This window comes from Agaribacter marinus (assembly GCF_030160655.1).
Taxonomy (GTDB): Bacteria; Pseudomonadota; Gammaproteobacteria; order Enterobacterales; family Alteromonadaceae; genus Glaciecola; species Glaciecola marina.
In genome coordinates this window covers 559,546-572,123 of the sequence record NZ_BSOT01000005.1, presented here as the reverse complement: position 1 = coordinate 572,123, position 12,578 = coordinate 559,546, and the positions used below count along the sequence as shown (strand labels likewise).

10 protein-coding genes and 1 pseudogene are annotated in these 12,578 nt (G+C 39.9%); 5 read left to right on the top strand and 6 right to left on the bottom strand.

The genetic code is table 11. The annotated features are described in order from the left end of the window. Positions 1-4: 4 nt before the first annotated feature. Positions 5-970, top strand: a complete 966-nt coding sequence (cysK, locus tag QQK00_RS04070; protein WP_284216199.1) for a cysteine synthase A — start codon at positions 5-7, stop codon at positions 968-970. Between the two features lie 105 nt (positions 971-1,075). Here cysK and QQK00_RS04065 read toward each other — a convergent pair whose 3' ends face one another. Both QQK00_RS04065 and QQK00_RS20480 read right to left on the bottom strand, forming a co-directional pair. Beyond that, positions 1,076-2,266, bottom strand: a complete 1,191-nt coding sequence (locus QQK00_RS04065; protein WP_284216198.1) for an acyltransferase family protein — start codon at positions 2,264-2,266, stop codon at positions 1,076-1,078. A gap of 485 nt (positions 2,267-2,751) precedes the next feature. Further along, a pseudogene (locus tag QQK00_RS20480) lies at positions 2,752-3,072 on the bottom strand (PAS domain-containing protein); the annotation flags it as partial. Between the two features lie 375 nt (positions 3,073-3,447). Here QQK00_RS20480 and QQK00_RS04055 point away from each other — a divergent pair. Next, positions 3,448-4,971: a tryptophan halogenase family protein gene (locus QQK00_RS04055; RefSeq protein ID WP_284216196.1), complete on the top strand. Its 1,524-nt coding sequence runs from the start codon at positions 3,448-3,450 to the stop codon at positions 4,969-4,971. Between the two features lie 50 nt (positions 4,972-5,021). On the opposite strand, the gene QQK00_RS04050 is transcribed toward QQK00_RS04055, so the two are convergent. Further along, on the bottom strand, positions 5,022-5,270 hold the full coding sequence (locus QQK00_RS04050) for a Rho-binding antiterminator (RefSeq protein WP_284216195.1): 249 nt from the start codon (positions 5,268-5,270) through the stop codon (positions 5,022-5,024). A gap of 168 nt (positions 5,271-5,438) precedes the next feature. Here QQK00_RS04050 and QQK00_RS04045 point away from each other — a divergent pair, with 168 nt between their 5' ends. Further along, the gene (locus QQK00_RS04045) at positions 5,439-5,891 is read left to right on the top strand and encodes a hypothetical protein (protein WP_284216194.1); all 453 of its coding nucleotides are present in this window, start codon (positions 5,439-5,441) and stop codon (positions 5,889-5,891) included. Between the two features lie 75 nt (positions 5,892-5,966). Here the strand turns inward: QQK00_RS04045 and ggt are convergent, their stop codons facing one another. Together ggt and QQK00_RS04035 are read right to left on the bottom strand one after the other, a co-directional pair. Then, complete coding sequence (gene ggt, locus QQK00_RS04040) at positions 5,967-7,718, bottom strand: gamma-glutamyltransferase (RefSeq protein ID WP_284216193.1); 1,752 nt, start codon at positions 7,716-7,718, stop codon at positions 5,967-5,969. A 26-nt stretch (positions 7,719-7,744) separates the two neighbouring features. Next, positions 7,745-8,497 (bottom strand): enoyl-CoA hydratase-related protein, encoded by a 753-nt coding sequence (locus QQK00_RS04035; RefSeq protein ID WP_284216192.1) that lies wholly within the window; start codon positions 8,495-8,497, stop codon positions 7,745-7,747. 144 nt (positions 8,498-8,641) lie between these two features. Here QQK00_RS04035 and rrtA point away from each other — a divergent pair, with 144 nt between their 5' ends. Then, positions 8,642-9,226 carry a rhombosortase gene (rrtA, locus tag QQK00_RS04030; RefSeq protein WP_284216191.1) on the top strand — a complete coding sequence of 195 codons (585 nt, stop codon included), beginning with the start codon at positions 8,642-8,644 and terminating at the stop codon, positions 9,224-9,226. A gap of 28 nt (positions 9,227-9,254) precedes the next feature. On the opposite strand, the gene QQK00_RS04025 is transcribed toward rrtA, so the two are convergent. Beyond that, complete coding sequence (locus QQK00_RS04025) at positions 9,255-11,768, bottom strand: S9 family peptidase (RefSeq protein WP_284216190.1); 2,514 nt, start codon at positions 11,766-11,768, stop codon at positions 9,255-9,257. A 168-nt stretch (positions 11,769-11,936) separates the two neighbouring features. Here QQK00_RS04025 and QQK00_RS04020 point away from each other — a divergent pair, with 168 nt between their 5' ends. Further along, positions 11,937-12,503 carry a glutathione peroxidase gene (locus tag QQK00_RS04020; protein ID WP_431307720.1) on the top strand — a complete coding sequence of 189 codons (567 nt, stop codon included), beginning with the start codon at positions 11,937-11,939 and terminating at the stop codon, positions 12,501-12,503. The last annotated feature ends 75 nt before the right edge of the window (positions 12,504-12,578 follow it).

Sequence of the window (12,578 nt, the reverse complement as noted above, 5' to 3'; positions counted from 1 at the left end):
AGAAATGAGCGTATTCGATGATGCATCACTATCTATTGGTAACACACCGCTAGTAAAACTAAACCGCATTGTTGGCGGTAACGTCTATGCCAAAATTGAAAGTCGTAACCCAAGCTTTAGTGTGAAATGTCGTATTGGTGCAAATATGATTTGGGATGCGGAGAAAAGCGGCGCCCTAACAAAAGACAAAGAAATTATTGAAGCAACGAGTGGAAACACGGGCATTGCTTTAGCGTTTGTTGCAGCGTCACGTGGCTATAAAATAACCCTTACTATGCCAAGTAGTATGAGTCTTGAACGCAGAAAGTTGCTTAAAGCCCTCGGTGCAACTTTAGTACTTACTGAGCCACCTAAAGGCATGAAAGGCGCTGTTGCAAAAGTGCAAGAATTGATAGATGCAAATCCAGGTAAATATGTACCAATGAATCAATTTGATAACCCAGCGAACCCTGAAATTCATGAGCAAACTACAGGCCCGGAAATTTGGGAAGGTACTGACGGAAAGATAGACGCGTTTGTGGCAGGCGTAGGTACTGGCGGCACAATCACAGGTACATCACGTTATATTAAAAACACAAAAGGCAAAGCAATAACCGCCATTGCAGTAGAGCCTGTAGATTCACCAGTAATTACTCAAGCATTAGCAGGTGAAGATCTGACACCAGCTCCGCATAAGATTCAAGGCATCGGTGCAGGTTTTATTCCAGGTAACTTAGACTTAGACATTATTGATGAAGTTGAACGTGTGTCTAACGAAGAGTGTATGGAAATGGCTCGTCGCTTAATGAAAGAAGAAGGTATATTAGCCGGTATATCGTCTGGCGCCGCAGTTGTTGCAGCGAAACGTTTTGCTGAAAAGCCTGAAAACAAGGACAAAACAGTTGTTGTATTGCTAGCAAGTGGCACAGAGCGTTACCTAAGTAGCCCTTTGTTTGCAGGTGAGTTTTCTGAGTTAGAAGAAGTTCAGTAGTTAAAAGTAATGAGTAAGCACCTAGTTGGTTCCCCCCCTAATTAGGTGCTTTTATAGATTAGAGAAGCACAATTTGTCTAATTTACGCCTTATAGAATAAATCGATTACTTGCGTCGATATCCAATTTTAGCACGTAGGAACTGAGATACTTTGTATTTTCGTCCAAACGTGATCCCATGTTTTTCAACAAGAATAAACGTTAGTACTGACACAACAACAACGAGGCCACCAATTAGAGGCATTAGCGCAAATGCTTCAGATAACGACAATACCGACAAATCGACAAAATTAAAAAATGAAAAAATCAGGTAAAGCACTAATCCGTGGAGCAAATATATACTGTAGCTAATTTCACCCAGTAATACAGAAGATCTTAATGATAGTAATCCAAATAAATCATTCCCACATACAACCAATACGAAAAATATAGACATACATAAAATATGTGTTATCGACATTGTATTCGGATGAAGTATCGATATGCACAAGGCCAATACCGCAATAATTGAAACCCACGTTTTGCGAAAATAAGCGTAATCGACTGGGTACTGTTTGATAATGTAAGCCGAAATCCCCCCAACAGTGAAAACAATCAAGTAAATACTGTTCATCCCCAATGCAGTAATAGGAAAAATATAGAGTAGTATGGTGAGGAGTGATAAACATGCCCCGCCTAAACGCTTTCCATTTATAATAAATAGTGAAATGACTGGTAAGGACAGATAAAAAAACCATTCATACTTTAGCGTCCAATCTACTGCTGCAATAATAAGTCTAGTATCTTCAAAGCCATTGATTTCATATCCGCGAAATGTTGCCCATTTAAAATACTGTTTTACCAGTTCATATGGGGATACATTGAGCTGAAAGTTTGTGGCAGTGAAAACAATCACGCTAATACATACAACTGCAAAAAAGTAGAGAGGGACAATACGAAAAAAACGAGATTCAAATAACTTAAGCCAATCCGTCTTTCCAGCATCTCTGAGTACTTTAGAAATAAACAAAAAGCCAGTTATCATAAAGAAAAGAGCCACACCAACTCTGCCCGCATTTTGAAAATATACTTCTGGCGGTCTATCCCACCAACCGTTTACTTTCCAATACCAAGTAATAACGAAATGATGCAGAAATACAGCCAAGGCCAAATATCCTCGCAAACCATCTATGCATCCATATCGTTGTGTTCTGGCCTGTAAAAACGAAAATGCTTTGTTTTTAGATATAAAATGCGCTGCGATAAGCGCAACTAAAAAAAGTGATGCTGAGGATATTATTGCTACTACAACGTCCATTTACTTGGCACAGTCCCGTGAATATTAGCTTGGTTTAATAATGCAGGCTGAAGTTTACCGTAGCTGGCGTCATAACGCGAATAAGCGTTGACAAATATCCGTCAAATTACAAAGTTCATTTAATGCCAGCAATTGCCCATTATTGCTTTGAACGCGCAGTTCCGCCAACTAAACTATTCAAGTGTAAAAGTCGGCATCTGATCTTCACACCTTAGATCTTATTTAACACTGAATGTATTACTCATACCAACTAAACGGCGAATATTACCGGTTAATATACGTGCATTATCTTCCATTTCTTCTGCAAGTTCTGCGCTCGAATTGGTTGTTTCAAGCATGTTACTCACGGCACCGTCAATTTCTTTGCACTTTCCATCTTGCGACTCCGCAGAATCTACAATGTCATTTAAATGGGTCGAGACTGTTTCAATCATACTGTAAATCTGCTGTATAGATTCAGCCGATTGTTCTGCTTGAGATGCGCTTTTGTTTGCGTCATTTCGACTTTGGCGCATTTTGTCGACCCAATAATAACTGCCGACTTTACATCTATTTTTTACGATACCTTGCCATGACTCCCTTGCCTGCAAATGCGTCCACATATCTTTAAAAGCTGCCTTAGGCATGTCTGGATGACGAACAATATTGTGATTATTGCCTTCCAATTCTTGCTTTGAGTAACCAGCAACCTCACAAAATGCATCATTTGCATAGGTAATCACACCACGCGTATCATTGGTCGATGTTAATTCTTGATTTTCATCAAAAAACACTTCGTTATTTAACGTTATTTGGTTTCGACGCATCGCGAGACAACATCTCCATATCAGAATAGTTAACTTAGCTTTCTAACCGGAGCTTTCATGCTCATATTACTTATCTTCCTAATATCCTTTCAAAACGTATTCGTTTTATACGCAAATACTTAAGCCTTAAAAACTTAAGGTATTGAATAAAACACACTAAAATATCGACCTTAGTCTTAATTATCTAAAGTAACAAAATCAAATTACTATTATTTTAGAACACCTGCCTTTTACGAAAACATGCAAAACACTTGCAAGCCAGAAGGTATTCATTAAACTCACTAAACGTTAATTTTATATTTCTAAGCGTTACATAATTGTAAATTATCTATCTGATATTTGGACTATAAACGTTGTAAGTGTAGAGGAATTTCTTTGTCAACTAGAAAAAAACACATTGTCATATTAGGTGGCGGAACATCTGGATGGGTAACTGCATCGATCTTGTCAAAAAACTTAAAAGACGCACCTTACAAAGTAACAATCATCGAGTCAGATAAAATTGCACCAGTAGGCGTTGGGGAAGCAAGCATCCCACCGATTTATTCGCTTATTGAATACCTAGAAATAGACGACAGTGACTTACTGTCAAAAGTGGATGGCAGTCTAAAGTACGGGATTCATTTCGAGAACTGGTCCAAGCCCGGTGAATCGTATATGCATGCATTTGGGGAACTAGGCACACCTTACAAAGATATTCCATTTCTAGATTTTTGGTTTGCCAGCGCAAATCGCACAGGTATAGACGCGCTAACGCCGTTCTTTCCGACAGCAGTTGCCGCATATAACAACAAATTTTCTCCGCCAGCGCCGAGACCTAAAGGTTCACCTCCGAAGGCATTCTATCCACTATGTAATCTATCGTATGCCTTACATTTTGACGCGACTTTAATGGCTAATTACCTCAAGGAGTACGCAGTTGCCAACGGCGTAAAACACATAAATGCAACCGTAACAGAGGTGACGTTAGCAAAAAAAGGACATATTAGCAGCCTAACCTTAGATAACGACGAAACGATTAAAGGAAGCCTATTTGTAGACTGTTCTGGAGAGCGAGGGCGCCTTATTAAAAAAGAACTAAAACAAGAAATCGAGGATTGGTCAGATTATCTGCCTTGTGACCGCGCGGTCGCAGTGCAAACTAAAAGTGATGAAAATCCACTCCCTTCCTATACAAAAGCGATAGCGATGAATGCGGGATGGCGTTGGCAAATACCGCTACAAAGTAGAACCGGTAATGGTTACGTATATTGCAGTAAATATTTATCTGATGAAGAAGCAAAAGCGGAACTACTTGCTGCTGTGGATGGGACGCCAATAAGTGAGCCAAGATTGATCCCATTTAAAACCGGTTGTCTTGCGAGGCCCTGGGTAAAAAACTGCGTTGCAATCGGTCTATCTAGCGGTTTTATGGAACCGATGGAATCCACTAGTATTCACTTAATTTATACTTTCGCACTGCAATTGAGAAAAAATTTAGATGATGGCAACTGGAATGATAGCGATGCGTTTAACAAGCTTTTTAGCTATAAAACTGAGCGCATTCGTGATTTTTTAGTCATGCATTATCACATTAACAAGAAGGACAACTTACCTTTTTGGCGAGATTGCCAAACAATGACCTTGCCGTCAGAACTTGTAAACAAGCTTGCAGAATTTAAACAAACTGGGAGGATTAAGCTCGATCCGAGTGATTTATTTAGTTTTGAAAGTTGGGTTCAAATACTCGTTGGGCAAAAATACTTGGATGATTACAAAGCATTTGAAAATCCTCAAATACCTCAAGACCTTGCCACGCAGTTTTTTAAAAATGTGTTTGTCGCGATTCAAAGTGAAGTAAAAAAACTACCTGATCACCGAGCATTTCTCAATAATGTAAACAAGAAAATGAACGTATAAGCGAAGAAACCCAATGTCACTTAGGCACTGGGTCATTCTTCTGGTGAATTTCAATCAAATATTATCTCGGAAAAATGCGGATTTTTGACCAATGCGCGAAACGAATGTATTTCATCGAGTTCAGTAAGGACATATTCACCGCTTATATCCAGCTTAATGCACTCATTACGATCAGTATTTTTTGCAGTATCGCAGGCCTTACCAACAAGCAATTTACCTGACTGTAACCTTACTTCGAGTAAATATTTGTACATACAAGCAATTTCTACATAATCATATTGTTGGCAACTAATCGGCACAATGCACCTCCAAACGTTAAATATCTATTACACTCAAACCATCCTAATCCATATATGAACAAAGGAGTGAACTTTAAATTTCGACTTTAGTTTTAAAATATACCTTCTAAGCTATTCAGTTGTCAGTTTCTTTGCCGATAATATAATCGATTTAAGGAGTAATGTTTTATGTTAAAAAGAATAACACTGATGCTATTCTCGATTGTTTTCATGACTGCTTGTAGCTCAGATGACGATGAGATTCGGGCAGGCCGCTATGGTATGATGGGCGAGGAAACACCTCAATATGCTGCTGTCATGTTCATGAATGCTATTTACTCAGATGAAACACTTGACCAAGCGGTATCGCTCTCAACTGATCGCTTTAGTAAAATTTTACTAGCCTACTACACTCCGAAAACTGTACAGCGTCAAATATTTAATCTGCGACTAGATTCAATGCTAGCGGAACCAGTATCCGGTGGCGCTCTATTGCTATCTGATGCGCAAGATGAAGCAGAAATCGAAATCAAAATCATCGGCGAGTATCAAAAAAACAAAGTAACTGAATTAAAAACCTTGTTAATGGTAAAAGTTAAAGGCAATTGGAAAGTTGCTAAAGTACAAAATACTGTGCCGTAAGGTATCAATTACCTCTATCAAAGAGATAGAGGCAATTGATGCTTAAGCGCTGCAATACTTTTCTAGAACAGTATCTTATTGCCCAATAGCCACACCCTCTCTGCGTGGATCAGCGCCACCCATGAGTTTATTGTCTTTAACATGAATCGCGTGTATACCGCTATTGAGGTCAACGACCTTCACAGTATGCCCTAAGGCTTCCAGAGACGCCTTTTGTTCTGCCAAAGGCGTACCCTTTTCGAGTGCAGTGTACACATTTCGATTGGAAATCCGTGGCGCACTAATGGCTGATTGTACATCCATACCGAAATCAAGCACATTAACAATGGTTTGCGCGACGTAATTAATTATTCGGCTTCCGCCAGGCGACCCCACAACTAAGTGTAAATTTCTGTCTTTGTCCAAAACAATAGTGGGCGACATAGCGCTCCTAGGGCGCTTATTCGCCGCAACTGCGTTAAGCACTTGCTTACCATCACGCGTTGGTGATATAGAGAAATCAGTCATTTGATTATTGAGTAAAAACCCGCCCACCATCAGGCCCGAACCAAACATAAACTCAATGCTAGTGGTCATAGAGACTGCATTACCTTCTTTATCTACAATACTAATATGACTCGTACTATTCAGTTCATACGCATCGTCTTTCGCGAATGCCAACGTTGGATAAGGCTTACCCGCGCTAGCTTTGCGCCAATCATTCGATAGTTTGACTTGGCTTGCGCGCTCAGAAAGATATCTTGGATTCACTAAGGGCACAGCAGACATACCAACAAAATCTAAGTCGGCAATGTACTCTTCTCGGTCTGCAAACGCTAAGGCACTTGATTGAGTAAATAAATGAATAAATTCAGCACTTTGCGGGCCATACTTCTTAATATTATGCTTTTCTAAGCCTTTCAGAATCTGTAATACACTTACCCCGCCAGAGCTTGGGGGCGCCATACCACATACAGTATAGCTATTGTAACGACCACATATAGGACTTCTTTTCAGCGCTTTATAACCTGATAAATCTGAGGTACTGAGTAAGCCTGGATTTATTTGCGCACCATTGACAGTCTCAACAATTTGCTTAGCTAATTTTCCCTCATAAAAATAATCAGCACCTTCTGATGCAATTTTAATTAACGACGCTGCTAATTCAGGGTTTTTCTTAATTGTGCCGGCCGTCAACGCCTGACCTTGCGGTTTAAAGTAGGCTTTTGATTTGGAAAACGTATTTAAACCAGGATGGTAATCCAATGATAATAAGCGCTCCAGACGCGGAGACACCTTAAAACCATCATTGGACTGCTTAATGGCATCGTCAAATAGCGCATCCCAATTCAAATTTCCGTGTGCTTTATGCGCCATTTCTAAGGCTCTTAGCACACCTGGCACGCCGACAGATTTTCCGCCAACCACAGCATCACGCCAAGACATTGGTTTACCATCAATCACAAATAAATCTGGTGTAACAGCTGCACCAGCGACTTCTCTGCCATCGTACGTACTTAACCGTTTGCGCTTGTTATCCCAATACAATATAAATGCGCCACCGCCAATACCCGATGACTGAGGCTCTACCAGCGTTAACATAGCTTGTACAGCAACAGCCGCGTCAATTGCACTCCCGCCTTTTTCGAGCACATTTTTACCCGCCCATGAAGCATAAGGGTTTGCCGCAGATACCATAAATTCATTCGTTGTGACAGCCTGCTTAAGGCTAACACCGGTGGCAGCTTCGGGCTCCCTATCCTCCAAGCTATTCTGTTGTGCAATCGCTTGATGAATAGTAATGACTGGCGCCATGGCGATAAGCAGTACTGATAACATTCGCTTCATAAATTATTCTTCTCTATATTTTACGTTTATCTAAAAATACTGTGGTCTACCGGTCGTTTCTCTAAAAATGCAGAAAAGGCCTCTTTAGCTGGTGCAGAATTCATTGCACGAATAAATAGCGCGAGTTCACGATTGATATGTTCGCGTACTTTTTCCACTTCGCTATTTAGTAACTTTTTGGTTTGCACCATTGCTTGTTGTGGCTTAGACGCGATACATTTTAATAATACATCGACTTGCTCGTCGATGCCATCATCAATAAGCTCTGAAACTAAACCGGCATCTTTTGCAGTGTTTGCATCAAAAACATCCCCTAGCATAAGCAATTTATTGGCCAACAAACGCCCGGAAATTTTTGGCAAAATAAAGCTAGATGCATACTCTGGCACTAAGGCTAAATTGATAAAAGGCATCGCGAATTTTGTATTTGAGTTCGCGAAAACAAAGTCGCAATGTAACAACATGGTAGTCCCTATCCCTATAGCGAGACCTTGTACTTTTGCCACCACGGGTATCGGACAATCCATGAGCGCCATCATAAAACGATGCGTGTCTTCAATGTCCGCTTGCTCAGTCGCATGGGCAAAAGAACTAAGGTCGTTACCTGAGGTAAATACGCCGTTACACCCTTGTATTAATACTACCTTCGCCTCTTGCGCTAAAACACTTTCTAACGCGATTGCCATATCTTTGTACATGACCGGTAAAAGTGCATTTTTCTTTTCAGGCCGCCTAATGGTAATAGCAAGTACATCATCTTTTAATTCAATTGAAATCATAGACTTATGACTCTTATTGTGACAAACCAATATTAACTATACACAAATAATAAACATCGGGCGTAACTTTATGTTGTAATTACCGCTATGTTGAATATTCAAATAAATCCTTAAAAAGCAGTGATTTCAAAAATACAAATGCGCTTGAAAAACATTTGGCCATTGATTGCAATTGCCGCATTCGCCGGCATTGGCATGTTTTTTGGTGAAGCGTTTATTGATATGTTTGCTTTTAAAAAAACGATCGTATTGGAATTTCCGTATTATCGTCTTGTTACCGGCCATCTTACTCACTCCAATGTAAATCATTACCTATTGAATATGATGGGCCTAGTAGTGATTATATTGTTGTTTTTTGAATATTTTTCTGCAAAGAATCAGTATATTTTGTTTCTTGTTGGCAGCATCTCTATTAGTTTACTTATGGTCTTTTTTTATGAAAAAGAGACCTATCTTGGAATGTCAGCCTATCTACATTTTTTGTTTGCGTGGTCGGTCATCGTCGATATGCAAAGCAAACGAAAAACGACGTATATATTGTTAGCAGGTTTAATCATCAAAATAGTATATGAGCTTGGATTCTACCAAGCAGGTACAACCGAAGCATTAATCGGTATTTCCGTTGCAACAGAAAGCCATGCTATTGGTTCAATGTTAGGTCTCGTAGCTGGCCTAATTACCTTGACATTATCCCGACAGAAAAATCGCCAAATAAACAACGCGACCTAGTCGACACTCACTAGGTCGCAGTTGATTTTTATAAGTTTTCTTCAAATAATTTGTATATTCGACGATATTCATCTAACCAAGAACTAGGTTGCACAAACCCATGCGGTTCTACTGGATAAATTGCCGTTTCAAAATTTTCTTTTTCTAATTCAATCATACGTTGAACCAAGCGCACGACATCCACAAAAAATACATTGTTGTCTACCATCGGAGCGTTAATAAGTAGTGGCTTTTTAAGGCCTTCAGCAAAATATATAGGTGAACTACGTTCATACGCTATTGGGTCTACAGATGGTGTATTGAGAATGTTTGCTGTATACGGTGTATTGTAGTGAGCCCAATCAGATACTGGTCTTAATGCAGCACCCGCTTGATATAAATCTGGCTCAGTAAACAATGCCATAAAGGTCAAAAAACCACCATACGACCCGCCATAAGTCCCTACTCTATTGGGATCCACATTTGCATTTTCGACCAACCAGTTGACGCCATCGATGTTGTCTTCTATTTCAGCTTTTCCCATATGACGATATATTGCAGTGCGCCAATCACGGCCATAACCCGCTGAAGCTCGATAATCCATATCAAGTACAACATAACCTTTTGACACCAATAGACTATGAAACATAAACTCACGAAAATAGTTAGACCAGCCCATGTGCGCATTTTGCAGATAGCCAGCACCATGATTAAAAACTACGGCACGGCGCTTTTGCGCATCAACATCCTTAGGTGTATATAGCCTAGCAAAAATAGGCGCATCGACATGACTCGACGGCATTGCAATGATGCTTGGCAAGGTCCAATCGATAGATAAAAATGCATCACTCACCGTAGAGGTTATTTTTTTGGCGGTCAAAGGAGCTTCTGAATGCAAAGAGACACTATAAAGTTCAGGCGGCATGCTTAATTTACTATGAGTCAATAGTAATTGTGATTCATCAGGACTCATTTCAAAATCCGTCATACCATTTAGATCAGTTAACGCTTGGGTTTCTCCGGTATCCGCATGTGTTCTATAAATTTCATAAATGCCCGGGTGCTTTTTATTCGCTTTATAATAAAAATAGTTGTCATTCTTGGATAAATAAACATCATCAACGACAAACTTCCCTTCTGTAATTTGCCTTAACTCACCGTTTATTGGCTTGGTATAAAGCTGCGAATACCCCGACTCTTCACTTAATAAAAACAGGGTCAATGAATCTTCGAACCAGCCAAATTGATTATAACGATAATTTACCCACGCGCTATCATGCATGCGATGCTGCATGCTTAACTGCTTAGAGTTTGGATCAAGTGTAACAATCCAACGATCCTTATTATCCCAAGCTTCCAACATTAGCGCGACTTGCTCACTAGAATCATGCCACTTTATCGGTGCCTCCGTCGCATACCAATCAAATAATAAACCGATATCTCGAGGTAATCGATTATCGGTATAAGTCTCACCATTTCTTTCAGCGTTTTCACGCTTCACGTCAGCAAGTACATCGTCGTTGTATCCCGGCAGTGTTGTGTAAGAAACTTTAGAAAGGTCATGTGAATCGACATCAATAAGATAAATTTGATGTGATTCGGGCTTTGCGTCCGCGACACGTTGTCGCACCGGTTTTGCTGCAATACGCCCATTTTCTTCAATGTAATCAGGCATAATATCCGTATCGTCACGGCGCTCTTCAGCTTTACGTGTAGCCAAAATTACCCATTTACCATCTGGCGAAAGGCTTGCTAATACAGTTTCATGTGTTTTATCTAAAAACACTTTTGAGGACATTATCGATGCATTTCCTCTCGCTAATGCCTGCTTTTGTGAAAATCTATCCTCTCTATTTTTACGCTGAACATTTTCATATTGAATTAATTTTAATTGCTCACGCATGATGTAATCATCGGGCATTTCGACCGCTTTTGGTTCGTCATCAAACACCCAAGTCACTAACTGCGTTAATATTCCACTAGACACATTTACTGAATAAAAGCTATTCCCGACTTGAAATGAAATCGCGTCATTGTTTAAGTAAGCAATATTGGAAACGGGATAAGTATCTCTTGTATATTGCACAATGCTGTCGCTGCCTCGCACTTTAGCAAATACATTCCCTTCAAAAGTCCAGGCGACAAAGGGCATATCTTTATCGTCGATGTATTCGTCGTATGTAAACTTGTGCAAATCAGCTAACGGGGCTTTTTCCCCATTGCCACCATCTGCGCTGGTAACAAACCAATCTTTCACAACAGAATCATCCCTTTTGCGTTCATATACAATCGATTGTGAGCTTGGTGAAAATTTCGGATTCTGCGGCTGTCGCCCCAACCAATCTGGATCAGACATTATTTGTTCCAAGGTAAGTGAAACGGCTTGCTTAACCTCAGGCGTAGGGTTACTTGAAACTTGTGTAATAATAGGTGCAACTGGCAACGTTGTTGCACGTTTATCAGGCGCGGTCACTTGAGAGCCGGCACAAGCGCCAAGCAAAATCACTGTGGCGGTAATCCCAGTACTTTTAATCGCGCTTTTTATATTGTTTGTTTTTTTCATGTATCGAGTTCTTGTCGTTTGTTTTATTATTTATTGATGGTACGTACTAGTGATCTAAATAGCACAACTATGCATTTAAGCAGGATGGAAACCTATGTCAACTGACATAAACCCTGGGTTTTAAAATATTTACTAAAACAATCGATTTAACTAACACAAGGAACAGTAATGAAATTTCTGATGGCGACTAATCTCTTACTATTATTATTGGCAAGTTCAATTGCGCAGGCCAACTCATCGAAAGCCTCAGATTGTCCAGACGTATTAAAGCATATGAAAAGAAAATTAAATTCTCAAGAGACTGTTAATTTTTGTGATGCATATAAGGGTAAGGCTGTTTTGTTTGTTAATACTGCCAGTAAATGTGGTTTTACACCGCAGTTTGAAGGCTTAGAAAGATTGTATTCATCTTATAAGAACAAAGGTTTGGTTATCTTAGGTTTTCCGTCAAATGACTTTGCACAAGAATATAGTGATGAGACAAAAACGGCTGAAGTCTGCGAGCTTACTTATGGCGTGAACTTCCCTATGTTTGAACCAATATCAGTCCGTGGTGATGATGCAGACCCACTCTACTTGCAGCTACGACGCGAGACTGGAAAGTCGCCTTCATGGAATTTCAATAAATTTTTAATGAGTAAAACGGGTAAAATTGTTGGTCATTACGGGAGCCGAGTTAAGCCCTTGGACGATGACTTCATAAAAGATATAAATCAAGCAATTAATCCCAAGTGATTTTTAAGTCAGCCATAAAAAAGCCCCGCTTTCGCGGGGCCATCAACACACTCAACTAGGAACACACCCTGATTA

What these genes read in the sequence shown, in the direction of transcription:
- QQK00_RS04035 (WP_284216192.1), bottom strand. Translation starts at nt 8,497, where the DNA reads ATGATTTCAATTGAATTAAAAGATGATGTACTTGCTATTACCATTAGG.
- cysK (WP_284216199.1), top strand. Translation starts at nt 5, where the DNA reads ATGAGCGTATTCGATGATGCATCACTATCTATTGGTAACACACCGCTA.
- QQK00_RS04045 (WP_284216194.1), top strand. Translation starts at nt 5,439, where the DNA reads ATGTTAAAAAGAATAACACTGATGCTATTCTCGATTGTTTTCATGACT.
- QQK00_RS04020 (WP_431307720.1), top strand. Translation starts at nt 11,937, where the DNA reads ATGAAATTTCTGATGGCGACTAATCTCTTACTATTATTATTGGCAAGT.
- ggt (WP_284216193.1), bottom strand. Translation starts at nt 7,718, where the DNA reads ATGAAGCGAATGTTATCAGTACTGCTTATCGCCATGGCGCCAGTCATT.
- QQK00_RS04065 (WP_284216198.1), bottom strand. Translation starts at nt 2,266, where the DNA reads ATGGACGTTGTAGTAGCAATAATATCCTCAGCATCACTTTTTTTAGTT.
- QQK00_RS04025 (WP_284216190.1), bottom strand. Translation starts at nt 11,768, where the DNA reads ATGAAAAAAACAAACAATATAAAAAGCGCGATTAAAAGTACTGGGATT.